This window comes from Paenibacillus sp. CFBP 13594 (genome assembly GCF_014842675.1).
GTDB classification, from domain to species: domain Bacteria; phylum Bacillota; class Bacilli; order Paenibacillales; family Paenibacillaceae; genus Paenibacillus; species Paenibacillus amylolyticus_B.
This window is the reverse complement of sequence record NZ_JACYVQ010000001.1, coordinates 655,176-679,271: the sequence shown is the minus strand read 5'-3', so window position 1 is coordinate 679,271 and position 24,096 is coordinate 655,176. Positions and strand designations below refer to the sequence as shown.

Annotated in this window: 20 protein-coding genes; 5 read left to right on the top strand and 15 right to left on the bottom strand. The window is 46.6% G+C overall.

The features are described from left to right. Positions 1 to 18: 18 nt before the first annotated feature. The 4 genes from IFU39_RS03200 to IFU39_RS03185 all read right to left on the bottom strand — a co-directional run bounded on the left by IFU39_RS03200 (position 19) and on the right by IFU39_RS03185 (position 6,217). The gene (locus IFU39_RS03200) at positions 19 to 1,242 is read right to left on the bottom strand and encodes a VWA domain-containing protein (RefSeq protein WP_223199717.1); all 1,224 of its coding nucleotides are present in this window, start codon (positions 1,240 to 1,242) and stop codon (positions 19 to 21) included. Beyond that, positions 1,227 to 3,695, bottom strand: coding sequence for a DUF5682 family protein (locus tag IFU39_RS03195; protein ID WP_192131230.1), 2,469 nt, complete (start codon positions 3,693 to 3,695; stop codon positions 1,227 to 1,229). The genes IFU39_RS03200 and IFU39_RS03195 overlap by 16 nt, the downstream gene beginning before the upstream one ends. Further along, on the bottom strand, positions 3,683 to 4,783 hold the full coding sequence (locus tag IFU39_RS03190) for an ATP-binding protein (RefSeq protein ID WP_091019424.1): 1,101 nt from the start codon (positions 4,781 to 4,783) through the stop codon (positions 3,683 to 3,685). Before IFU39_RS03190 ends, IFU39_RS03195 begins: the two co-directional genes overlap by 13 nt. Positions 4,784 to 5,203: 420 nt before the next feature. Next, positions 5,204 to 6,217 (bottom strand): aldo/keto reductase, encoded by a 1,014-nt coding sequence (locus IFU39_RS03185; RefSeq protein ID WP_244660850.1) that lies wholly within the window; start codon positions 6,215 to 6,217, stop codon positions 5,204 to 5,206. A gap of 153 nt (positions 6,218 to 6,370) precedes the next feature. On the opposite strand from IFU39_RS03185, the gene IFU39_RS03180 reads away from it, so the two are divergent. The 4 genes from IFU39_RS03180 (at position 6,371) to IFU39_RS03165 (ending at position 9,825) form a co-directional block, all read left to right on the top strand. After that, on the top strand, positions 6,371 to 7,570 hold the full coding sequence (locus IFU39_RS03180) for a cytochrome P450 family protein (RefSeq protein WP_192131225.1): 1,200 nt from the start codon (positions 6,371 to 6,373) through the stop codon (positions 7,568 to 7,570). 40 nt (positions 7,571 to 7,610) lie between these two features. Beyond that, a complete protein-coding gene (locus IFU39_RS03175; RefSeq protein ID WP_244660849.1) occupies positions 7,611 to 7,952 on the top strand; it encodes a ribosomal protein L7/L12 in 342 nt (113 codons plus the stop codon). A gap of 170 nt (positions 7,953 to 8,122) precedes the next feature. Further along, positions 8,123 to 8,407: an ArsR/SmtB family transcription factor gene (locus IFU39_RS03170; protein ID WP_036613842.1), complete on the top strand. Its 285-nt coding sequence runs from the start codon at positions 8,123 to 8,125 to the stop codon at positions 8,405 to 8,407. A gap of 233 nt (positions 8,408 to 8,640) precedes the next feature. Then, a complete protein-coding gene (locus IFU39_RS03165; protein WP_192131221.1) occupies positions 8,641 to 9,825 on the top strand; it encodes an MFS transporter in 1,185 nt (394 codons plus the stop codon). A 109-nt stretch (positions 9,826 to 9,934) separates the two neighbouring features. On the opposite strand, the gene IFU39_RS03160 is transcribed toward IFU39_RS03165, so the two are convergent. The 9 genes from IFU39_RS03160 to IFU39_RS03120 all read right to left on the bottom strand — a co-directional run bounded on the left by IFU39_RS03160 (position 9,935) and on the right by IFU39_RS03120 (position 20,964). Next, positions 9,935 to 10,690, bottom strand: a complete 756-nt coding sequence (locus IFU39_RS03160) for an SDR family NAD(P)-dependent oxidoreductase (protein WP_192131219.1) — start codon at positions 10,688 to 10,690, stop codon at positions 9,935 to 9,937. A gap of 323 nt (positions 10,691 to 11,013) precedes the next feature. Next, on the bottom strand, positions 11,014 to 12,741 hold the full coding sequence (gene poxB / locus IFU39_RS03155) for a ubiquinone-dependent pyruvate dehydrogenase (protein WP_192131217.1): 1,728 nt from the start codon (positions 12,739 to 12,741) through the stop codon (positions 11,014 to 11,016). Positions 12,742 to 12,998: 257 nt separating this feature from the next. Beyond that, the gene (locus tag IFU39_RS03150; RefSeq protein ID WP_192131215.1) at positions 12,999 to 13,760 is read right to left on the bottom strand and encodes an SDR family NAD(P)-dependent oxidoreductase; all 762 of its coding nucleotides are present in this window, start codon (positions 13,758 to 13,760) and stop codon (positions 12,999 to 13,001) included. A gap of 154 nt (positions 13,761 to 13,914) precedes the next feature. Further along, a complete protein-coding gene (locus IFU39_RS03145; protein WP_076317704.1) occupies positions 13,915 to 14,220 on the bottom strand; it encodes a Dabb family protein in 306 nt (101 codons plus the stop codon). 438 nt (positions 14,221 to 14,658) lie between these two features. After that, positions 14,659 to 14,910 (bottom strand): type B 50S ribosomal protein L31, encoded by a 252-nt coding sequence (locus IFU39_RS03140; protein ID WP_062834756.1) that lies wholly within the window; start codon positions 14,908 to 14,910, stop codon positions 14,659 to 14,661. A gap of 144 nt (positions 14,911 to 15,054) precedes the next feature. Further along, positions 15,055 to 15,303 (bottom strand): HPr family phosphocarrier protein, encoded by a 249-nt coding sequence (locus tag IFU39_RS03135; protein ID WP_017688214.1) that lies wholly within the window; start codon positions 15,301 to 15,303, stop codon positions 15,055 to 15,057. Positions 15,304 to 15,487: 184 nt separating this feature from the next. Further along, the gene (locus IFU39_RS03130) at positions 15,488 to 16,555 is read right to left on the bottom strand and encodes an NAD(P)-dependent alcohol dehydrogenase (protein WP_192131213.1); all 1,068 of its coding nucleotides are present in this window, start codon (positions 16,553 to 16,555) and stop codon (positions 15,488 to 15,490) included. A gap of 81 nt (positions 16,556 to 16,636) precedes the next feature. Continuing rightward, a complete protein-coding gene (locus IFU39_RS03125; protein WP_192131211.1) occupies positions 16,637 to 18,778 on the bottom strand; it encodes an alpha-glucuronidase family glycosyl hydrolase in 2,142 nt (713 codons plus the stop codon). Next, on the bottom strand, positions 18,775 to 20,964 hold the full coding sequence (locus IFU39_RS03120) for a glycoside hydrolase family 52 protein (protein ID WP_192131209.1): 2,190 nt from the start codon (positions 20,962 to 20,964) through the stop codon (positions 18,775 to 18,777). The genes IFU39_RS03125 and IFU39_RS03120 overlap by 4 nt, the downstream gene beginning before the upstream one ends. A gap of 220 nt (positions 20,965 to 21,184) precedes the next feature. Here IFU39_RS03120 and IFU39_RS03115 point away from each other — a divergent pair, with 220 nt between their 5' ends. Next, positions 21,185 to 22,096, top strand: a complete 912-nt coding sequence (locus IFU39_RS03115) for an AraC family transcriptional regulator (protein ID WP_105599034.1) — start codon at positions 21,185 to 21,187, stop codon at positions 22,094 to 22,096. Positions 22,097 to 22,130: 34 nt separating this feature from the next. Here the strand turns inward: IFU39_RS03115 and IFU39_RS03110 are convergent, their stop codons facing one another. Continuing rightward, on the bottom strand, positions 22,131 to 23,534 hold the full coding sequence (locus IFU39_RS03110; RefSeq protein ID WP_091019444.1) for an aldehyde dehydrogenase: 1,404 nt from the start codon (positions 23,532 to 23,534) through the stop codon (positions 22,131 to 22,133). A 93-nt stretch (positions 23,535 to 23,627) separates the two neighbouring features. Then, positions 23,628 to 23,930, bottom strand: coding sequence for an ArsR/SmtB family transcription factor (locus IFU39_RS03105; RefSeq protein ID WP_076331658.1), 303 nt, complete (start codon positions 23,928 to 23,930; stop codon positions 23,628 to 23,630). Positions 23,931 to 24,096: the final 166 nt, after the last annotated feature.

Below are 24,096 nucleotides of genomic sequence, written 5' to 3'. Positions count from 1 at the left end.
ACACATTCCTCCTCAAATTTAAGTGATGATCTCGCCAATCCAATCCGCAAGCTCGTTTGGGGTAATTGCTGCTACATGTGCGCCCATATTGGTCAACGTCTGTGCTGCATGTTGGTTATAGACTGAATCCCCGTTAAAATCGAGTGCGGTGAGAACCAGCAATTTGCATCCTGCATCGATGATATCTTTACACGCTTTGTACATCTGCGCGATTGGATAGCCTTCCTCCAGATCGCTGACAAGAATAAAGATCGTTTTGCCTGGATTATCGATTAACGTCTCGCCGTAACGCAACGCTTTGGTAATATGTGTCCCCCCGCCGAGCTGTACATTCATGAGCACGTCTACCGGGTCCTCCAGCCTGTCGCTCAGGTCAACCACCTGTGTATCAAAAATGAATAATTTCGTGCGCAGCGCATTCAAGCGATAAAAGATGCTGGCCATCACCGAACTGTAGATGACTGAATCGAGCATACTGCCGCTTTCGTCCACACCAATAATAATGTTCCACTTGTTATGCGGCTGTATATTCCCGTCGAAATAGAGACGATCAATCACAAATCTGCGCTTATTTTTATCATAATTTTTCAAATTTTTGGTGATGGTTCGTTTGAAATTCAGATTGCGCAAGGAACGTACCGAACTGGAGGTATAACGACTGCGCTTGCCCATGATACTGGCTCGAGTCTGAGATTCCAGCTTGCTGCGGAGTTCTTCAACCACGGTTCGAACGATATCCTTGGCGCTCTTTAACACCTCACCTTTCATCCGTCCTTTGAACTGCATAATGTTCTTGAGCAGATTCATGTTGGGTTCAAGGGATTCAAGCAACTTTTTGTCTGTTAACAATTCTGTCAGCCCATAACGATCAAGCGCCTGTTTCTCCAATATTTCGACCGTTGGTTTGGGGAATAGATCCCTGACCTTGTGTAACCATTTCGGTACAGTCAGGTTAGACGCACCGCGTCCTCCCTCTTTTCGGTAACCTTGTTCTTCACCGTATTCACGATTATACAGATACCCCAGAATCTCATCGATTTCCGTATATTGAAATTCAGCCGAAGTATATTGGTCTGTATTACACAACCCTTCTTCAGCGGATTCACCGAGAATCAGACGCCATCGATTTAAGGTTTCAGCAGAATGTTGATCCCCTCGGTTGCTTCCATCCGGATTGGAACTTTCATTGATTTCTCTGGTTTCGTCCGTGCTCCGATTCGCTTCATTCATATTAGCTTCCATGCGGTAAACTCCTTTCGAAGCGCTTCATCCCACGTCTTGGACTGAATCAGCATCTGTTCATCGACTGCTGCCCTCAACATTTCCTCTGGCTCAACCTGATGCAGACTCGCCACCCGCTCGGCAATCAAGCCCGTCTCCATTGGTGTAAAGTAGGTGAATGCCAACCGCAATTCCGGTACCATACTGATGAAATCGTCGTATGAGAGCTGTTCAATCAAAACATTCAACTCGTACAACAACTGATCTTCATATAAAAAAGCGTCACGGGCTACAGTGAATACTCCCTGTAAAAAAAGTGCCGTTTGACGGGTCTGATCCGGTGTACCATGGATATACCCGCGAGCACGAACAACAATCTCATCCCTGGGCCTGTCGCCGAGCCCTGAGGAAATAGCCACACACACACCCTCCAGCTGAGCCGGAAGCTGGTGATCCGACAGAAGCTCATTTAGATGTATTCGGAATGTCTCATCCTGAAAATGCGCCTCTGATGACTCCGCGAGCATGGCTAGTAACTTCAATCCCTGAATAATGGCTTCATGCTCATCCGGGTTGGCTCTGGAGAGCTGTAGCAGCTTGTCTACGGCATTCCTGTAAGCCTCAGATACCAGCTCAGGGAGTTGTTGCTCGTCAGATAATCCCAGTAGCCTGCGGTGCTGATGAATTCGGTTCAAGACATGCAGACTGTTACATAAGGAAAGGAAGTTCCCATCGGTTCTCAGCGCCGAGCGCACCTGTTCATAAAGCTTCATCGCTGTGTCCTGAAGTCCCATGAGCAACGCTTGAAGCATGAGTCGGGCAAGTTCACCGCTATGATGATCCGGTATGTCTTGCATCTGTTCTTCCATTTTGCGTGTAGCTGCTCCAGCAAGTGTTCCGCCATAAAGAGAGTTTTCTATCAATCTGGCTTCAATACGGGATGAGTACATATAAACCCAGGTTTCGCGCACGAGATTCATGTCCCGTTCTGCGATCCAGTCCGGCCCCGATTGCCGTTTCGCAAATTCCGGAACCAGATAGGTAATGCATTGAATCAATTGGCTGATCTGACGGTGCTCCGGTTTCGCATACAGATCCAGCACTTTCTTGTGTTGTCCTGTTGTGCGGATCTGCAGTTTGTGTCCTGTACAACGGACCTTGAAGTCCTCCACGATGGGAATACTGAATGAATTGGGAGCTACGCTTCCAATGACGTCTCCTGTCAATAATTGCTGAAGCTCTTGCAACGGTTTATCGGTCGCTAGGGTAAGTTCCCCCTTCACAAAGGAAGAGAGTGCTGCATCTATCAACTCATAGACGCCGCCTTCCCTTTTTCCTCGAAGCCCGGCAAGACCCTGAATCATGCTGTATGCCTCAATTGCATCACTGGTTGATACATGTTCGTGACCGTCCCGTAATTTGCGCATCAGCCGAGATAACAAGTCCAGAGCCGTTAGATTGTACGGTGCACTCTTCTTGCGAAGCAGCTGGTTCCAGATCTGATCGTAATAATTCACATAAGGCATGCCGCTTGCATATCCATTAAGCCGATCCGCTTCAGCAAAAGTATAGACCATCGGGTACATCTGTTGGTGAACCGCACTTGGATCAAACGCACCGTGTTGAGACGTACCTGGTTTACCTTGCCCATCCGAACGTTGGTCTGCATGCTGTTTATCCATCTCTGGCTGTTCCAATTCTGTTTCATGTTTCTCTGACATCAACAGTCCATACGTATGAAATCCACCGGTAATGACAAGCACACGATCATGCTCTTGCAGCGCTTGATTAATACGTTGTTTCATATGTGCTTCTCTTATCAGATCACCTGAAGACTGTAATCGTTCCGTGGCATAACACATTCGGGATAAAGTACAATATGTGAATACATCCTGCACGAATGCCTCAGTAGACTTCTCCAGGCCACCGATCTCAAACACCTTTTCCCACAATTCATCAAAACTGCGACAGTTTGTTTTTTGACACAACCGGTTAATGAAATCAGACCCCGCAAGCAAGGTTTCGTCCTGGATGGAGATCTCCTTTTGTTCTGTCTGCCCGGATTTGGATGCACGAGTGGAGAAGTGTTGATAGTCCAGATCAATAAACTTCGCCGGAATGTCCAGCCGTTTTGCTTCTTTCAAAGCTACATATTCAGGCGAATAACGAAGCATCGGATAATAGCAGGCTTCTCTCTGCAACTCACTCTCATAGGTGTAGTACAGACTGACAGGAGGCAAGGTTGCCTCATCACTCAGAACCGAAATTAATGGATTACCGCTCTCTGGTCCTTCGATTAGAATGATATCCGGCTTGTACTCTTCGATTAATCGTAATAAGTGATATGAACATGCAGGGCTATGGTGTCGTATTGGGTAATAGACCGTATGATTACTCAGGTTATAGACATGGGACTTGAACAAGGATTGTAACTGATCAACATCAGGGTCCAGAACTGCTGTTAACCGATCCATTTTCTCTCCTCATAATAGTCCTTCCACATTCCCTCTTCCCTGGAACGCTCTTTAACAACCTTGGAGAAGTAGGTTTTGAGAATGGACAGATCCTTGTCGTTTTCCTTCGCAATGGTCCCCAGCATATTCTGCACTAACCGATCCAGCGCAATAGCCTTATCTTCGTAGTAATAGGAAGTCATCGCACTCTGGACATAGACAGACACCGCTTCCGCCGTACTCATGGAGGCTTGAGGTGTATCGAGCTTGTAGCCTTCCCGTGTCATGCCGGTGCGCAGTTCCATAAATGTTGTAGCCAGCAATTCAACCACATCCGGGTTAATTTCAATATCAATTCCACTATGTAATAACAGGCTTCGTGCCTGGGATTCAATAATTTTGGCTTCCATCTTTACATTATGAATGGGCTTGATCGTTTCAAAATTGAACCGACGTTTCAATGCACCACTCATCTCGTTTACACCTTTATCCCGAATATTGGCTGTAGCAATAACGTTAAATCCCGGCTGGGCAAACAGTACACCGCCATCCAGTTCAGGAATGCTCATGACCTTGTCACTGAGAATACTAATCAGACTATCCTGCGCTTCGGCGGGACAACGTGTAATCTCTTCAAAACGGGTAAGAATGCCTTTCTTCATTCCGTTATATAACGGTGATGGCACAAGTGCCGCTTCCGAAGGGCCTTTATCAAGCAACATGGCGTAATTCCAGGAATACTTGATCATATCTTCCGTCGTGCCTGCCGTACCCTGAATCGTATTCAGGCTGGTTCCGGAGATTGCTGCGGTCAGCAGTTCGCTAAGCATGGTCTTGGCTGTCCCGGGTTCTCCCACGAGCATTAATCCTCGATTGCCTGCCAGAGTAACCACTGCACGTTCAATTAACACGTCATTGCCATAGAATTTGCGGGTAATCGGGATCTCTTCTCCATTCAATAATGCAGGCTTATCCCTGCCTATAATAAAATCGCGCACATAGGCGGGAGATAACAGCCAGTTCGGGGGGCGTTTCCCCTGATCTTCCTCTCGCAGCGCGCGTAATTCAACCTCGTATAATGTCTCGGCGGGTGGCTTAAGCATCTCCATCGTCAAGGTGTCTCCTCTCACTTAAACAGATCGTATGTTCTTATTCCTATTATTTTATCACAGCCCTCGAACAACTACCCCGTAAAACGATAAAAATGGTTGAAACGTCCTTCTTATCAGCACTCTCCCTATGTCCATGGACATAGCCTCTAGCGCAAATATGCAGGTGAAATATCCTTACAACCGTGCCAACACACTGGTTTCGGATCTTAATCAGCATGCTTATTACCCATGTAAACGCATTGTAGGCCATATGACCTCAGGATTCATTACACTTTCGATCATGTGTTTCAACCAAATGAAGCTGAATATCACAAAGAAAACACAGGCCATTAGCAGCCTGTGTCTTCTATATGTTCAAATTTCACCCAACATCTATAAATTTTAATCGAAACTAATCAATCTCTCAGAATTCCCTACTTACATTCTACGCCCGCATGAAGCGGAATACAGCTCGTACCACTCATAACGGGTAAGCTCAATATTCGTTGCATCACGACAGGCCAGAATACGTTCTGGTCGAATCGAACCAATGACAGGTTGTATCCCTGCTGGATGCTTCATTAACCAAGCCAGTACAATAGACTCCGGTGTCACCCCACGCTCCTTGGCCATTCGATCAACCAGTTGAGCCGTATGCTCAATCTCCGCGCGCTGTCCCTCAACTACCCTGCCAGTAAATCGCCCCTGAGCAAGGGGACCCCAAGCTTGCAGTTGAATAAGCTCTGCCTGACAATATTCCATCGTGCCATAGGGAAACACGTTGTCTCTGGTTTGGGGCCGATTAACTGTCACACCGGCTTCTACGAAGCCGATTTTATCCAGACTCATCTCCATCTGGTTCACAATCAGGGGTACTTTACTATGAAGCTGAAGAAGGCGAATCTGTTCAGAACCCATATTGGACACACCAAAATGGCGCACTTTACCGGAATGATGCAGCTCAGCCAGTGCGTCTCCAATTTCTTGCGGATGGGCGAGCGGATCAGGACGGTGTAACAGCAAAATATCCAGATAATCGATCCCGAGCCGTTCCAGGATACCGTCCACACTCGCCAGGATATGTGCACCTGAAGTGTCATAACGCTGCGGTCCTTCATCATCACCCACAAGACGTATGCCACACTTCGACTGTATAATGATCTGTTCACGTAAGCCAGGAGTTTCGGATAAAACTCGCCCCAATACATGCTCTGCCTTACCACGTGTGTATATATCCGCCAGATCAAAGTGATTAATACCTATTTCGATAGCCGCTTCGACCGCTCGATGACCCTCCACGACAAGATCTGAAGTAATGGGGAGCCCGTCCCATTCGCCCCCAAAACGCATACAGCCAAGAACCATTCGACTTGCCGGAATCCGGTGTTGATGCAAAGGAAGTTGTGTGTAAGACATGTCAGCGTTCACCTCGTTTTCATTTTTACCAAGCATAATAACCAATTCTATCTACCATGTCTTCTTCCATCTTCCTCTATTTTCCTGCTCAATCATCCACTTGGACCAAAAACAAGGTTTCAAAAGCTTATGTATTGAATATATAGAGGGTGCAGGTATTATCTAGGAATATGAGAGGAGATTTTGCATTTGAACCCGAATGAACCCAACGAATCCTCAAAGTCAGGAATTTTCACGAAAGAATTTTCGCATAACCCTTACCCGGTGTATGAAAAGTTAAGAAAAGATCAGCCCGTTTTCCGAGTCATGTTTCCTCAAGGAGAATTCGGCTGGATGATTACCCGATACGAGGATGCAGTCCAGATTCTGAAAGATCCTCGCTTCAGCAAAGACATGGTCCGACGTTACGGCGCTGACAATCAAAGCATTTTCTCGAATAATATGTTGTTCTCCGATCCGCCAGATCATAAACGTCTTCGCGGACTGGTGCAGAAAGCGTTCACGCCCAAACTGATTGCAAACATGCGAAGCCATATTCAGCACATTGCTGATGATCTGCTGGACAACCTCCCGTCACAGGAAAAAATGAATCTGATCGATGACTTTGCCTTCCCGTTGCCCATCATTGTTATTAGTGAAATTCTGGGGGTCCCTGCCCAGGATCGTGATCAATTCCGCATATGGTCCAATACGGTAATTGATGCTTCCACAGCCGAGAGCGCTGAGCTGTTTGAGCAGCATTCCAAGGAGTTTACGGATTACCTTACGGCTTGGTTCGCCAAAGTACGTCAAGACCCGGGCACAGATCTGATCAGCCAGCTCGTCATTGCAGAAGAATCCGGGCAGCAGTTAACTGAACAAGAACTGCTTGGCGTTGTCTCTTTATTAATCATTGCTGGTCATGAAACAACCGTTAATCTCATCGGCAATGGGATTCTCGCCCTGCTGGAGCACCCTGAGCAACGCGAACTACTGATCAAGCAACCCGAGCTTATACACAATGCGATTGAAGAGATGCTGCGTTATAACGGACCGGTGGAGTTCAGCACATCCCGGTGGGCCCTTGAAGATATTGAATTCCGTGGACAGCATATTGCTCAAGGTGAACTTGTCATCGTTGCGCTTGATTCCGCCAACCGGGACGAACAGCAGTTTAAGGATGCTGATATTTTCGATATCACACGCGAGAAGAGTTCGCATCTGGCTTTTGGCAAAGGCATTCATCTCTGCCTGGGAGCGCCGCTTGCTCGTCTGGAAGGTGAGATTGCAGTCAGCACACTTCTGAATCGTTTTCCAAATATACAGCTTCAGGCAGATGTGAATGAACTGGAATGGAGACCTGGCATGATTGTTCGTGGTGTCAAGGAAATCCCGGTTCAACTTAAATAATGGCCAAATATGAACAAATGAGAGCGAGGCACATGACATCATGGAAATGAACACCTTGGTATGGATCGTTCTGTCGCTTCTGATCCTTGTATTGTTGGTTCGAGTCACCAGCCTGCAACGCCAATTGAATGAATTGAAAAGAGATGTGGAGCGCCTGGAGAACGGTTCAACCGTCAGCGCCCGCTCCGATTTCAATTACACCTTGTCGCCCAAGGAAGCATCTCCTTCCCAATCAAACCCACCGGGTCAAACGGATCTGGATTTGGAGCTGCTTACACTTATACAACAAGGGAAAAAAATTATGGCGATCAAACGACTACGCGAGGCCAGAGGTCTTTCGTTGAAGGAAGCCAAAGACTATGTCGATGCACTGGATCGATAATATACAACTCACATAACTCTCGGGGGAAGTTACTCCAGACTTTCGGCTGTTAACACAAACGCAGTAGAAATTATGGAATCTTCGTCCGAGAGTTTACTTTTCAAATGACATATGCTACTGTATTTCTATATTACTAGAAATAAGAAATAAAGACGAAAGGACGGATCATTATGCAATCAAACTCGAATGAGATTGAACAAGTCGTCAAAATTCATAAAGCACTGGGCGAGCAAACACGGTACAAAATCATTCAGATCTTATCGGGCGAAAGCAACCTGTGTCCTGCCGATCTGGAGAGCCGCCTTGTTACGGTTGCCCTATCAACTCTGTCTCATCATCTGAAACAGCTTTCCGATTGCGGCCTGCTTACATCGCAGAAGAAAGGTACTTATATCTACTACAGCCTGAACACGGAGACCGCACAAAAGTTTGTTCCCTATCTGCTAAATAAATAAAAAAAAATTGAGTTATATTTCTATATAATTAGAAATATTGAAACAACGCACGATATTTATTAGTAGAACTAGGTCACTTAAGTTTACGCTTATACCATTATTCATTATCTAGGTTGTAACATTACCATTCGTGCAGATGGGTTGCATTCAGAGCATTCATGTCTTGTTCTATCGTCTTTATTTCTATATTTCTAAAAATATAAAAATTATAATCAGAAAGAGGTTATGTTACCATGTCTTCTACGCTCAAAATCTATGTTCTTGCCTTGGTCAGCTTCCTTGTAGGAACGTCCGAATATGTCATTGCCGGCATTTTGGATCGCATTGCAGATACCATGAATATCTCTTTAATCGCTGCCGGACAGCTCATTACGATTTTTTCACTCGTATATGCGCTAGGTACACCTGTCATTATTGCACTGACTTCGCGCTGGGACCGTCGCAAGCTGTTGCTATACTTCCTCGGTCTATTCGTTGCGGCTAATGTTCTTGCCTATCTGTTGCCGGGTTATGGACTGTTCGTCACAGCACGCGTGTTGATGGCTTTGGGCGCGGGCGTTGTTGTTGTCACGGCATTAACGGTCGCTTCCCAAATAGCGGCTGAGGGCAAACAAGCTAGTGCAATCGCCACAGTAATCACTGGATTTACGGCTTCTCTGATTGTTGGTGTTCCGCTCGGAAGGCTCGTTGCTGCATCTTGGGATTGGAAACTCGTTTTTGCCGGCATAGCCGTTCTTGGAGTCCTCGCCATGCTGGTAATTGCGGCCGCCATTCCGCCTTCCAAAGCAGAAGCCCCTGTTCCACTGAAGAAACAACTGTCTTTGCTCAAACAGCCACGAATTGTACTTGCACTGCTGGTGACCTTTTTCTGGTTAGGTGGTTATTCCATTGCCTACACGTACATTTCACCTTATCTTGTATCCGTTTCAGGAATGAGCGAAGCACTACTCAGTTCAGCTTTACTCGCATTTGGCATAGCTAGTCTGATCGGTTCAAAAGTTGGAGGATTCAGTGCTGACCGATTGGGTGTCAAACGAACGCTGATCACAGGCATGACATTGCATATCGTGAGTCTGGTCCTGTTGAATATAACGGCAAGTTCTCATCTCGCTGTCTTCCTTGTTCTGATTTTGTGGTCTTTTTCCGCCTGGTCTTCGGGTCCAACTCAGCAATATAACCTTGTCACCATGGCTCCGGAATCCTCTGGCATTATGCTAAGCCTGAACAGTTCGGTGATGCAACTGGCGATGGCTTCCGGCGCAGGTATTGGTGGAATTGCTGTCAGCAGCGTTTCATTGTCATCCATCACCTGGATTGGCGCTGTCGGGGTTGCTGTTGCCATCATCATCGTTATAAGCTCGTATCGTTCAGCGCCTTTCAAAAGTACACAAACCAATACATTGCACAACAGTGCATGATATGAATTCGTAGTACAACAGACAAACCAAAAAGAGAGGTCACTGTATGCATACAGAGGCCTCTCTTTAAACATTTTAACGACTATTCTATTAAGGATAAGCAGAACTCTTATTGGGCCGTAACTGCACCATCGATCGGATATACTGCACCATTGATATACGGCGCTTCATCTCCAAGCAGGAAGGAAACCAGGTTAGCAATCTCTTCAGGTCTTCCCAGACGTCCGGATGGAATGCTATCAACGGTTGCCTTGAACACTTCAGGGTTGTCTTTACCGAACTGAATGACCATCGGCGTCTCAATTGTACCTGGAGCAATCGCATTTACACGAATGTTGTCCTTGCCATATTCAATTGCAGCAGTACGCGTCAAGCCAACCACACCATGTTTGGTTGCTGCGTAAGGTGCAACTGCGGGTACCCCAACAATACCAGCTGTGGAGGCCGTGTTCACAATGGAACCCCCCCCTGTTTTGAGCATTTCCGTAATCACATACTTCAACCCGTAGAATACACTTCTCAGGTTAATATCAATAATCTGGTCAAACTGCTCGATCGTATGTTCAATCAACTTGATCCCAGGACCGGCAATACCTGCATTATTAAAGAACATGTCGATTCGTCCGAACTCTTCGACTGCTCTTTTCACATAATTCTCAACTTCAGGTGCTTTACTCACATCTGCCTTTACAAAAATAGCTTTACTTCCCAGCTTCTCAATCTGCTTAACCGTTTCACGACCTGTCTCTTCGACAAGATCCACGACGACAATGGATGCGCCCTTCTCAGCCAGCTTTAGCGCCGCTGCTTGGCCCAATCCACTTCCTGCTCCAGTGATAATGGCTACTTTTCCTGCGTGACTCATGTTGATCTCCTCCATGTGTATGTGTCATCTTGTGATTGGATCGATGAATACGATATGAAACGTACTTACATGCAATGATGCAATATGTAGAACAAAAATGGCATAAAACCTTCTTGACTTTACCTATTCTAATAGACTTTCGACATAAAAACAAATCATATAATATGCATTCATACTATATCACGCGTCACATTTTCAGCATTTTTATTGAAGGAGCATACAACTATTACTCCTTGTTGCATGCTCCTCTTTTACATATACAATATCTTTTAAGTCAGTATCTCTACAACTTCAAATGGTGCATATCCGCTTATCAAAACACTTTAACGCAGCAAATTCGTTTTTGCCAATTCAATAATTTCGTCACCGCGTCCGTTGAGCACAGCTTTCATCATCCATAAGGTGAATCCTTCCGCCTGTTTGATATCAATCTTCGGAGGCAAAGACAATTCCTGACGATTCACCACCACATCAATCAACACAGGACCGTCATGCTGAAGCGCACGCTGCACAGCTCCTTCCAGTTCATCCGGATCCTCAACCCGAATACCTTCCATGCCCATGGCTTGAGCAACCATCGCAAAGTTGGGATTGACAAGCTCTGTTCCCGATTCCAGGAATCCGGCAGCTTTCATCTCCAGCTCAACAAAACCGAGTGCCCCATTATTAAACACCACAACTTTGATCGGCAGATTATGCTGTTTCAGTGTCAACAGATCACCCATCAGCATCGTAATACCACCATCACCCGACAACGAGATGACTTGTCTGCCCGGATCAGCGACCTGAGCGCCAATTGCCTGTGGCAAAGCGTTTGCCATCGTACCATGACTGAATGAACCGAGTAGCCTGCGGTTGCGGCTCATCTCGATATAACGGGCCGCCCATACTGTCGGCGTACCGACATCACAGGTGAAGATGGCATTTTCAGCTGCGGCATCACTAATGACTTTGGTCAGGTACTGCGGATGGATGGGCTTTTTACCCGGTTTTCCAACGGCCAGCTCGTCCAGATCTTTACGTACTTTCACATAACGATCCACACTTTTACGCAGATGTTTGTCACTGTGTTCCTCTGTCAGATAAGGAAGCAAGGTTTCAATGGTCGCTTTTACATCCCCACATACGCCGTAATCCAGCTTCGTGCGCCGACCCAGATGGGAAGATTGAATGTCGACCTGAAGGACTTTCGCATCTTCCGGATAGAATTGACGATATGGGAAATCCGTCCCCAGCATTAATAGTACATCACAGTCCATCATGGCATGATAACCGGATGAATACCCAATTAGACCCGTAAGACCCACGGAATAAGGGTTCTCATACTCCAAATATTCCTTGCCTCGTAGCGCAATAACCATCGGGGATTTCAAACGATCACAGAGTTGCATAAGGGGCTCCCGAGCGCCCGCGCAGCCTGCACCGCACAATAAGGTAATTTTTTTGCCTTGATTCAGATATTCCGCCAGTTTCACAAGTTCAGGCTCAGAAGGATGTACCACTGGATTAGTCGCATGATACACGTGCTCAGGTACAGGCAGATCCGCTGCTTCAAGTCCTGCTACATCCCCCGGCAATACAACGACGGACACACCTGAACGTGCCACTGCTGTCTGAATGGCCATCGTCAGAGAACGCGGCATCTGTTTTGCTGTTGTAATGACTTCACAATAATCGCTACATTCCTGGAACAGATACTCCGGATGGGTCGCTTGAAAATATTCACTGCCAATCTCGTCACTTGGGATATGCGCAGCGATGGCGAGTACAGGAACACGATTGCGGTGGCAATCGTACAGACCATTGATCAGATGCATATTACCAGGACCACTGCTACCTGCGCAGACTGCGATACTTCCACTGACCTGAGCGTCCGCCCCGGCAGCAAATGCAGCTACTTCTTCATGCCGTACATGAATCCACTCGATCTTCCCCGAACGACGAATGGAGTCGAGTACCGCATTCAAGGAGTCTCCAACAATGCCATATATGCGTTTGATGCCAGCGTTCAATAAGGATTCAACCAGAACGTCCGCGACTGTTTTTTTCATAATAGGTGGGTCTCCTTTAATTGCTCATTTTGATTATGTTTCCACTCGGTTAATATACCTATTCTTATACCCCAATCTTCTGAAAACCGAACCAACCCAATATGTATGTCTGGATATATGAAACAAACCGGCCCCTTAAACCTTTATTCCAGCCACAACAAAAATGCCAAAAAATCCGTTTGTCAAATGACAAACGGATTACAGTTAAACTAGGTTTATTTGTTATTTCATGTGAATTCCCGAATCCCAAGCGTACACTAGATGGCAGGCATCACATTGCCACCACTTACCGGGATATAGGCACCCGTGATAAATGAGGACAGATCCGAAGCGAGAAAAGCTACCGCATTGGCGATTTCCTGATCTTCACCCCTGCGTTTGAGTGGTACAGTCCGCGTATATGCCTCATCATGTCCAGGCTCACTGGAGCGGTCACGTTCGCTAATTGTCCATCCAGGTGCTACCTGGTTCACGGTAATCTGATACTCGCCAACCTCCTTGGCCAGCACGCGATATACGCCATCCATTCCACGTTTACCAGCGGTGTAGGCCGATTGGTGAGCGAAGTTTTGCATCGCACATTCGGTATTAATGCCAATGAACCGCCCGGATCTGACGTTTTGCATATGTGGTATGAAAGCTTTGGCAAGATACACACTCTGCATGACACAGGATTCAAACTGGCTCAAGTAATCTTCAGGAGACTGTTCCAACACCGTTGTCCATTCATATTGAATGACCGCATTGGCAACAACGATATCCACACCGCCGAGGACAGGCTGAATTTCATCACGCATCCGAAATGCCGTATCCTGCTTGGTAATATCCCCCTGTACAATTACAGCCTTACGACCGAGTGCATCAATCTCACCTTGAAGCTCCCGAGCCTTGGTATCATTATTTATGTAATGTAGAGCCAGATTGGCGCCACAGGCTGCCAACGTGCGGGCGATGACTCTCCCCAGTTGTCCGGTTGCGCCTGTAACCAGAGCCGTTTTTCCTGAGAGATCCAATTGCATAACAGCGAAAACCTCCTTAAATTTCATTCGATTCGAAAACGATTTCGAAAATAAGGTATTTTTGTTCATTATTTACGCATTATTCAGAGAGATATACAGCATTGTTCAATGCTGTATATGGTAGTTCAAGTTTTTTTCCTCTATGTGGAAACTATTAATTATGATGTTGAATAAGATCAATTTCCTGGAAGCGACTGACTTCCTTTTCCCAACGCTCTTCTACATATTGACGGTGAACCGGGTGATTGTTGTATGCATCATACGCAGCCTGATCCGCAAAGACCATCGAGAAGCTGTAGTCAAACTCATTCTTCTCACTTACCTGTTTCAGAACCTGAAATTGCTCTACGCCAGGAATGACAGCCAGTGCATCCGAACTTTCCTTCAAAAAGGCTTCGGCCTCTGGTGTATCTTTACCCGCGTAAAGTGTAAACGTTACCATATGTGTGATGCTGCTCATCTCTATTTCCTCCTCCAATATGTTCGTACTCGTTTCCTAGTGTACATCCGAATGTGTTGTAAGCGCAATAATTGGTTGAATTAATTTTTAATCAGATGGTTATCTCTATATAAATTGAACTAAAGAATATTTACACTGGTCACTTCGATGACAGAACAACCTTCCGATCGCTGTTATCCCCAGATTTTTTTGATTCCTTCTATAAAAGGGGTAAATCCGGGGATAGCTTATGCTTCCGATGTAGCTTTCTTGCAGAAAGCTTGTAGGCGAACGCTACGCTTCTTCAGGTTCTTTCTGTCCTCTCCGTTTTGTGTAAATGTTTAGTTCAATTTATATAGTTACAAATATTAATTAAAAATCACAAGGTTTTACCCTGAATATGTACACAAAAAAACCTCAGGACAAATCCCGAGGTTTTCTTGTAATGTATGGACAAACTTATTTGTTGATGTTGTATTTACGGTTAAATTTATCAACACGGCCACCGATATCCACGTTTCTTTGTTTACCAGTGAAGAACGGGTGGGATGCGGAACTAGTGTCCACACGGATTACTGGGTAAGAGTTACCGTCTTCCCATTCCATAGTTTCGTTAGAGAACTTCGTGGAAGAACTCAGGAATTTGAAATCAGCACTTGCATCGTAAAAAATTACGAGTTGTGTCTTTGGATGGATGTCAACTTTTGGCATAATCTATTTACACTCCTTTAATATGGGTACTTCTTTAGAATCAAACTACATTTTATTATACTCTTTTTTCGGACAAAGTACCAGCAGGATTTGAGGAATAGCTAAAAAAATTATGATATCTGTGATTTTACACCTAATCAGGTGTCACGCCGTCCCTTTCTCCAGTACATTCAACATGTACTCCAAAGCCTCCAGTTCATCCCTGCCTCTTGTCTGTAATCTGACAACACTACCATATCGAATGGGTAGTAACGCCATTCCAAGCAGGCTTTTGACATCTACACGATGCTCATGCTCAGACTCCATATACGACAAAATAATATCCGAGGAAAAACGCGACGCTTGAGAAGATACCGACATCAGATCATCCCGATGAAAATCAGCGTGTATCATAAATTCATGTACTCTCACAACCTTCAGTTCCTTTCGCTAAGTACTTATTCACCAATATGGTGTGTATCCATTTATATATTAAAATCTTCATGAATTATACCATGTTATGGGAGCTTGACCCATACTTTTTTGCAAAAAAAAACAAAAAAAGAGTCCTATACCGCAGGACTCTTCCAGGTTGTTCTTACATACCGTTCGGATATACCATGACCTTCAGACTGCCGCTTTTATTGTGTAATGCGCGCTCCATCGCTTGCTGTGTCTCTTCAAGTGGATAACGATCTGTAATAAGGGACATCACGTCATGCTGGCCGGAGCTCAGGAACTCAATTCCTGCCGGATACGTATTGGCATAACGGAATATGCCATAGATATCAACTTCATTGTCCGCAATAAATGGAACATTGAGTGCGATCTCGTCCTGTGCAGGCAGGCCCACAATCGCAAGTTTCCCTCCACGTCGAAGTGAATACAGAGCAGATTGTAGCGCCTTGGGATTCCCCGCTGTTTCCCATGCGGTATCCACACCCACACCACCTGTTAACTCGCGAATCACAGCCAGCGCATCTTCATTCCGCACATTAATGGTATGCGTGGCACCCATGCGGCGAGCTGCTTCCAGCCTAACATCCTCCAGATCCGTTACTATGATCTTCTCTACACCGAAAGATTTGGCAGCAGCCACGGCCATGAGTCCAACGGGACCCATGCCCATAATCGCCAGGGTTGTACCCGGAGCCAGTTTGCTGCGGCGTGCAGCGTGAATACCAACGGAGAATGGCTCGTTCATAGCTGCTTCCTCATAAGACAGATGATCCGGGATCGGGAATACCATATCTTCACGCATCACCATGTATTGTACAAATGCCCCATCCACCGGAGGGGTCGCCAGAAATTGTACATCCGGACACAGGTTATAACGACCTTCCTTACATGCCATGCAGCGTCCGCAAGTCACGCCAGGCTCAATAGCAACCCGATCCCCTGTTTTCAGACGTGATACGTTCGAGCCAACAGCAGCAATAATCCCCGCACACTCATGTCCCAAAATGATCGGTTTCTCCACCACAAATCTGCCAATGCGTCCATGTTCAAAATAATGCACATCCGAGCCACACACCCCGACTGCCATCACCTGGATTAACACCTCATCCGCTGCCGGTTGCGGGACGGGTTGTTCCTCAATAATAATGTGTCCTGGCTCTGTCATGACAGCGGCCTTCATCGTCTCGGGCAGTTGATGTTGTCCCATACGGTTCTCCTCCTCATGTATGTCCATGCTGTCTATTGTACATCAAAGATAACAAGGTATCTTCTTTCTTCACATCACCAATCAATAGATTGTTCTGCCTTGTTCATCCGCAATGCCGCTCTTGCGATAAAAGTACGTATTGATCATGTCCCGCCATTCCTTCGCATGTTCGGCCTGGTTGTCCTGTAATGAAGCAACTTTACTGAAAATGACCGGGTCGATTTTGCCCTCCAGCCCTCTCCATGTCTCGGCTAACGCCTCCGCCTGCGCAACACCTTCAAAGTGTGTATCATAAATATGCTGAATGACCGTTTTACCCGAATGCAGAACATGGGTGTACGGCACGTGATGGAAAAATAAGATCAACTCATCCGGACAGGTGTCTACGGACTCATAACGATCAGCATTCTCAGGGTGATACTGTGAGGTATATCCTGTACCGCTGTTCACGGTTCGATCTACACCAATGCCATGACAATCGGCAAAGTGATACGTTCCCCATTTGGAATACTCATACCCATCTACATTCGGCCCGTAATGATGTTCCGGATTAACCATCCAACCCACACCGAGAGGCGCAGTGTAATTCTCATAGATATCTAGTGATGTCAAAAGCATATCCGTAACTTGCCGCACAACTTCGTCTTCATGTCCAAATGTGAGTCTCACCCACTCATCGGCAATTTCTTCCGCGGACAGCTCCGGGTTCCACGCAAGTCTTCCATATCCATATAAATTCGCCTGCGCGAGTGGATGTCCTGTCCAACAGGCATCTGCACCAATATTGGATACTGCGGCGAAGCCGCTGTGAGGTCGTTTATACAGAGAACCATCCGCAATGCGCTTGATCTCTGAACCTTCGCCTTTGGCGTATGTGTCAAAGTCCAATACTTCTTTCCACTGGGGAACCAGATAACAGAGATGACGTTGTTGCCCGGTATACTCCTGTGTGATCTGAAATTCAATCACCTGATTCGTATTTTCCATGGCTCCGAACAGCGGGGATACCGCCTCCCTCACCTGAAAGTCCATCGGCCCGTTCTTGATCTGCAAAATGACATTTTCGGCAAAACGCCCATCCAGCGGCGTAAAGTGGTCATAAGCTGCACGTGCACGGTCAGTGGAACGGTCCCGCCAGTCCTGCTTGCAGTTATAGACGAAGCAACGCCAGATGACCAATCCACCGAAAGGCCTAAGGGCTTCAGCCAGCATGTTCGCACCATCGGCATGATCACGGTTATACGTGAACGGTCCCGGACGATTCTCGGAGTCTGCCTTGATCAGGTAACCGCCAAAATCCGGAATGGCTGCGTACACCTTGGCCGTTTGCATGTTCCACCATTCCCGTACCTGCGCATCCAGCGGATCAGCCGTACGTAATCCACCAATCTCAATTGGACTCGCGTAGTTGGCGCTCAGGAACAATCGAATACCATACGCTCTGAATTCAGCGGCAACCTTCGCCACATCACTAAGATAACGTTCAGTCAGAAACAGACTCTCACGGCGGTGTACATTGACGTTATTGATCGATATAGCATTGATCCCTGTGGAAGCGAGCAAACGTGCGTAATCCCTGATGCGTCCCAAGTCCAGCGTGAATTCCCCGTTATCATAGAAAATGGATTCTCCTGCGTAACCACGCTCAATGCTGCCGTCCACGTTATCCCACTGATTAATCATCCGTAGCGCATTGGTTGGCTGCTCTGTAATGAAACTCCATTTACTCACAGCGACATCCGCCTCACTTGCACTTCCTTGATCCATTGTCAGTTCCCGAAGCAGATGGAATGCACCATACAATACACCTTGGGGAGTCTCTGAACCAATGACCAGCACACCCTCGCTCTCACGAATGATGTACCCTTCTCCTTGAACAGCAGAACGTTCTGTCTCACTGAACGACGCAGCCACCGAATCGCTCCCTGTCCAAGTACCGATTCGTATGGCGGGATCGGAATCGTGATTGTGCCGCTCACTTTGCTGAGCATCAGACAGCTGACTGACTGTCGGTTTCACGCCATACAGCTTCTCCAGTCCCCGTGTAAGTTCGGTCAGCGCTGTTGTGATTACTCCATGCTTCTCTTCCGCCAGTATCCGCTTGCTCCACGGAGGAGCATTCTTACGGGCAATTCCATTCGCTTTTGGCAATTCGGAGTGATACCCCAGCCATGCATCATACTGTGGACCTGACAAAGCATATTGAACGATAGATTGGTTCATTGTACCGCCTCCTTGATAGCATAGATCTGTGCAAGGCGATTCCCTTTTCCTTCGAGTAGCCATAGAATCGACGTTACACCACGCGGATAGTACTTGCTGCCAACTGCTACACCAGACAGGATCTGGTCACTCCAGCACCAGTAGGATTCCTCCGGATGCAGCAGCCAGTTGACATGAGCGGCGTCTGCTGCCTTGCCTGTCTCATTCCATTCCACACCCAGCAGCTCTCTAGCGATGAACTGGGACAGATAGATTTTGCTCAGCCACGAGTTATTGCTTGTTGAGGACAGTTTCCAGCCACCATCTTCGAACATACATGTTCCCGGTACAAGAACCGTCATCAGATGAGTTTGGAGTGCTTTCAGATAAGGTCCAAAACGACCATTGACATCCAATGCTGCTTCACAGCCTGTAAAGTAAGGGAATACAAGACCTTCAATCGCCGGAATGATTCTGGAATCATTATTTTCTGCAATAACAGCTGGAATGTAGCCGCCATCCGTCAACTGTGCAGCAATACTGGCTGCGCAGCGATCCGCCTGAAGCCCTGCTTGATGGGACAGATCCGCCAACTTCTCCGTTGCGAACAGCTTCTCCAATGCAACATAGACCGCCCAACATTTACCCGCCAGATAGATATTATTGCGAGACTGACCCAGTGACACATCCAGGCTGTCGTAAGTTGTAATTTCTGCTCCACCTTGGGTACGGCTGCTATCGAGACCCATCAGACCGTTACGCTGCTCCGCGTTAGGATGGTCACGATTAAGCATACTTTCGAAGCAATCCTGGATAACAGGAAGCATGTTTTTCACAAATGCTTGATCCTGTGTCTGTTCAATGTATACGGTCGCGCAGCAGAGCCAGTTCACCAGTTCCTCGTGGCTCATCTGTGAAAAGCAGTCGTCAATGCCAACCAGTTCATATGCCGAGTGTCCAGGGCGTGAGAACACGTTGGCAACACCCATATCATGGGTAAAGGTAATTCCGCCCGGATGTAACTTTTCTTCCCCCGGGAAACGAACCTGATCGGTATAACTGTATCGTTTCACAAACCACTCCAGCTCATTACGCACCGTCCATGGATTCAAGGCAAGCTCGAAGTACAACTGATCAGCCGTCAGATCAAGTGTGTTCATCATCCGATACTCCCCTTCGTTCACCACCCAGAGTGGTTCGCCATCGGCATCCAGCAGTTGGGTACTGGCATAATAGCTGTGAATGGAATGAGCAAGCATGAATGATTGATCTTCGGTCAAAGCCGCTGTTCCAAGGCGCTGTTCAACCTCTCCACAGGATGCAGTCAACTCACTGAAGCGTTGGAGTGCATACGCTCCTGCTGCCTGAATATCGGAGAAATAGCGCGTATACCAATACATGGTGTCCATTCCGGTCGTCACAATGCCCCCGCGATAGAAACATACGGCGAATTGATACGTGCGTTTCTCTCCAGCCGCTACCTCCATCAGTAGTGCAGCGGTTGAGCCAAGTCCAAATGCCAGATTATCCGTATGTTGCTCCTGCAAGAGTTTCTCCAGCGTAAATCCGCGTGCTGGCCACAGTCCGTCATCTGCCGACATAATCGCTGTAAGTCGACCTTGTCCCACACCTGTAATGGAACCGCCCTCCGGTCCCCCGATCAGACGCATCGCAGAGTACGGATCATTGCCCTGATAGCCAAAATAGGCTTTACGTGCTTGTTGACCTTGCGTATTGTCAATCGTCATCTCTACCAATACGGCAGGTACGAGTGCATCCATTAATTCTTCACGATCCCCATTCGTTGGATCAGGTACTGGACGTACAGGCGAGTAGATACGGAACGTCAGATCTCCAGCAGTCCACGTATCCGTACCTGAGGTGAATTCACGGGTAATCTCTTCATCGCGAAAAGCCGTAATAAGAGGTTGTGGAACTTGGGTCGCTGTTGTCGACGCCGGGTCCCCATTCTCCAACTTCTCTACATCATAACGGCTGCTCTCATCCTCGGAAGCTTCATAAAAAGGAAGTGCCTGATAATTCCCTCCATCGCGAGATTGTAATCCAATATATACATTCTGGTCTGCCGGTTTGCCGAGCTCAAGACCAAGCCCGCCTTTGGCTCCTTTGTATCCCAGTGTGAAACTCGCAAAAGCACCGATCGGTGCGTGATGCGCATTATAAAAGATGGATTTCGATGTGCTCACGAATCATAACCCCTCTCAAAATCGTTTGCATACGTTTTCATTAGCCCCATCCTAACACGTGGTTCCACCTCAGACCATGATCAAATCAATCTGATATTTACCCAAATCAAGCTGATAGACTATAATGGATTAAAGCGGTTACACATAATCATTCCATTTGATATTAGTGCGTAATCAAAATCACACATTTTTGAACAACCTCTATAAAGGGGGATCTCCCATGTCTTCAACGTATTTACCTCCTGCTTTGGGAGAAAGTGTCCATGAAGTTTTTTATCCAGATGTGCAAACAACGGTCAATCTGTTCGCCATTCATTTACGGAGTGTTGGTACGGACTGGGATTATCCGGCGCATGAGCACCCTCAATATGAACTGAATTATGTTACCGAAGGCGAGCAACGCATGATGGTGAACGGTACCCTATATATTCAAAAGGCTGGCGAACTGCTCCTGATTCCACCGGGAAGCATTCATTCCAGTCAGAGCCATAACGGCAAGGGATTCACGTATTTTTGTATGCACTTTGATATTGATGATCAGTTGTTCCTATCGTTGTTGGCACGCATCAAACAAGTACGATTCAGCGCGGATAGTCCGGTTACACAGCAGATTGAGCCAGTTTTACGCAAATTGATGTCATCTGCGGATGATGAAACAACAAATACGATGGTGCAGCGTATGCAGCTGCAATCCGCAGTATTCGAACTATTTGGCCATCTGTGGGAGGCGGTCTCGCAAGAGGCAGCGCAATGGTTTACCGACGGACATGAAAAGATCGAACTCGCCCACCAGATTCGTAATCGATTGCAAGGCCTGATGAGTCAGCAATTCAAACAGGGACATGAATCGAATGGTCACTATGGCATTGATGATATTGCAGCAGAGCTGGGCATCAGTTCTTCTCACTGTAATCGCGTGTTCAAGCAGGTGTTCGGTCAGTCTCCACGTGCTGTATTGTCCCAATTGGTTTTGCATGAAGCGAAGCTTCTTCTGGGCAATCCGCAGCTGTCCGTTCAGAATATTGCCGTCATGCTTGGTTATAAGGATATTGCCCATTTCAGTCGTCAATTCAAGCGCTGGTCCGGCATGTCACCATCCCGTTACCGACAGGAACAGCCTGCTCTGGAATGAAGTCCAGTAGCAGGCTGTTTGTCTTTCTTATTTTTTATTTCAACAAACGCTTAATCAACTTCAGCTTGTTATCATACGGTGGATATAGAATTGGCAGATTCAATTTGGTGCTTTTTTTCAGTACACTTTTCAGATGGGAGAAGGTTTCGAAGCTGTACTGCCCATGATACGAGCCAACACCAGAATGACCAACACCGCCAAACGGCAGACGTGGATTCGCTACATGTGTGATGGTATCGTTAATGCAGCCGCCTCCAAAAGAAACTTCGCGCAGCACTTTGTCCTGAACCCGGGTGTCGGAAGTAAACAGATACAAAGCGAGTGGTTTCGGCCGCTTTACGATTTCTACAATCGCTTCATCGAGGTTACGGTAGCTAATGATCGGCAGAATCGGTCCAAAAATCTCATCTTCCATCGTCGCTGCATCCCAAGACTCCGCATCAATCAGTGTAGGTTCAATAAAACGATCTTCCTCATCCGAAGCTCCCCCATATATCACTTTGGCCTGATCCCGCTCAATCAAATTCGTCAGACGTTTAAAATGTCCCTTGTTCACGATTCGCCCATAGTCCTTGTTGTGCTGGATATCCGAACCAAAGAAAGACACGATTGCTGCCTTCATCTCCGTAATTAACGGTTCCTTCACGCGCTCATGCACAAGTAAATAATCGGGTGCGATACAGGTCTGTCCTGTATTGAGCAGTTTGCCCCATATAATGCGCTCGGCCGCTACTTTGATATCCGCCTGTTCATCAACGATGACCGGACTTTTGCCTCCCAGTTCTAACGTAACAGGAACGAGATTTTTGGCAGCTGCCTCCATCACAATCTTGCCTACCGGTACACTGCCTGTAAAAAAGATATAGTCGAATGGCGCGTTAATCAGCGCTGTCGTTGTATCTTTTGCACCATCAAGCACTTGTACGTATGAGGGTTCGAACACGCTCGCAATCATCTCACGTACAACAGCGGACACCGCAGGTGTATTCTCTGACGCTTTGAGTACGGCTGTGTTGCCTGCCGCAATAGCACCTACCAATGGTTCGATTAAGAGTTGAAATGGATAATTAAACGGTCCGATGATCAGAACCGCCCCGTAGGGTTCGGGTATGATATAACTTTTCGAACCCAGGAGTGCCATTTGCGTTTTCACTTTAACGGGTTTCACCCATTTATTCACTTTACGAATGGTGTGTGTGATGCTATCCATCATAAATCCGATCTCGGTTGTGTAGGATTCGAACTCACTTTTGCCCAAATCCTGATAGAGAGCTTCTGTCAGTCTGGATTCGTACTTTTGAATGGCCTGCTTCAGTTGGGTCAGACGGGCAATTCGAGCTTCTGCCGATCTTGTGGCCCCGGAACGAAAGAACTGTCGTTGCTGCTCCAAAATCTGTTCAACTTCATGACTGGTTACTTCCTGTATCGTCGTTGTCATAATATATACATACTCCTCTGTTTATTATGGATTAAATGTTTAAACATACGAACCTATAAAGCACATGCAAAAGCATGTTTTGTCACGATTAATCTACAGACACTCTTCTTCCAAAGCAGCTACCAGTTCCTTCAACAGTTCCACCGATGCATTCAATGAAGCCGAATAATAACGCTGTGTGCCCTTCTGTTCCACAGATATAAGCCCCTTCTCTAACAACAGCTTGAGATGATGAGATATAGCTGGCCGGGATAGGCTGGATTGTTCGGTAATTTCATTCACGGTCATTCTGCCCTTCTCGGTGAGTGTCAGCAAAATGGCTTGACGATGGTTGTCACTTAACACCTGAAATAACGGAATACAGGTTTGAAAAACACTAATTGCTTTTTGTCCCATGGTTTCACCTCTATACTATTTCTTCTTCATTATTTCTACGTATATTTTCTCTGTTTGATGTCTGTTCGTTTAAACATTCGAACCTTATAAACTGAATTCTACTCTCCATTACCTTGAACTGCAAGTGAATCATCAACTAAATTTAATATAATGCCGATAAAGCGCT

Excerpts from the sequence above, each read along its gene's own strand:
- IFU39_RS03200 (WP_223199717.1), bottom strand. The coding sequence starts at position 1,242 with ATGGAAGCTAATATGAATGAAGCGAATCGGAGCACGGACGAAACCAGA.
- IFU39_RS03165 (WP_192131221.1), top strand. The coding sequence starts at position 8,641 with ATGTCTTCTACGCTCAAAATCTATGTTCTTGCCTTGGTCAGCTTCCTT.
- IFU39_RS03150 (WP_192131215.1), bottom strand. The coding sequence starts at position 13,760 with ATGCAATTGGATCTCTCAGGAAAAACGGCTCTGGTTACAGGCGCAACC.
- IFU39_RS03175 (WP_244660849.1), top strand. The coding sequence starts at position 7,611 with ATGGAAATGAACACCTTGGTATGGATCGTTCTGTCGCTTCTGATCCTT.
- IFU39_RS03185 (WP_244660850.1), bottom strand. The coding sequence starts at position 6,217 with ATGCTTGGTAAAAATGAAAACGAGGTGAACGCTGACATGTCTTACACA.
- IFU39_RS03110 (WP_091019444.1), bottom strand. The coding sequence starts at position 23,534 with ATGACAACGACGATACAGGAAGTAACCAGTCATGAAGTTGAACAGATT.
- IFU39_RS03130 (WP_192131213.1), bottom strand. The coding sequence starts at position 16,555 with ATGGGACAACATCAACTGCCCGAGACGATGAAGGCCGCTGTCATGACA.
- IFU39_RS03190 (WP_091019424.1), bottom strand. The coding sequence starts at position 4,783 with ATGGAGATGCTTAAGCCACCCGCCGAGACATTATACGAGGTTGAATTA.
- IFU39_RS03145 (WP_076317704.1), bottom strand. The coding sequence starts at position 14,220 with ATGAGCAGCATCACACATATGGTAACGTTTACACTTTACGCGGGTAAA.
- IFU39_RS03160 (WP_192131219.1), bottom strand. The coding sequence starts at position 10,690 with ATGAGTCACGCAGGAAAAGTAGCCATTATCACTGGAGCAGGAAGTGGA.
- IFU39_RS03170 (WP_036613842.1), top strand. The coding sequence starts at position 8,123 with ATGCAATCAAACTCGAATGAGATTGAACAAGTCGTCAAAATTCATAAA.
- IFU39_RS03105 (WP_076331658.1), bottom strand. The coding sequence starts at position 23,930 with ATGGGACAAAAAGCAATTAGTGTTTTTCAAACCTGTATTCCGTTATTT.
- IFU39_RS03135 (WP_017688214.1), bottom strand. The coding sequence starts at position 15,303 with ATGATACACGCTGATTTTCATCGGGATGATCTGATGTCGGTATCTTCT.
- IFU39_RS03125 (WP_192131211.1), bottom strand. The coding sequence starts at position 18,778 with ATGAACCAATCTATCGTTCAATATGCTTTGTCAGGTCCACAGTATGAT.
- IFU39_RS03195 (WP_192131230.1), bottom strand. The coding sequence starts at position 3,695 with ATGGATCGGTTAACAGCAGTTCTGGACCCTGATGTTGATCAGTTACAA.
- IFU39_RS03115 (WP_105599034.1), top strand. The coding sequence starts at position 21,185 with ATGTCTTCAACGTATTTACCTCCTGCTTTGGGAGAAAGTGTCCATGAA.
- poxB (WP_192131217.1), bottom strand. The coding sequence starts at position 12,741 with ATGAAAAAAACAGTCGCGGACGTTCTGGTTGAATCCTTATTGAACGCT.
- IFU39_RS03140 (WP_062834756.1), bottom strand. The coding sequence starts at position 14,910 with ATGCCAAAAGTTGACATCCATCCAAAGACACAACTCGTAATTTTTTAC.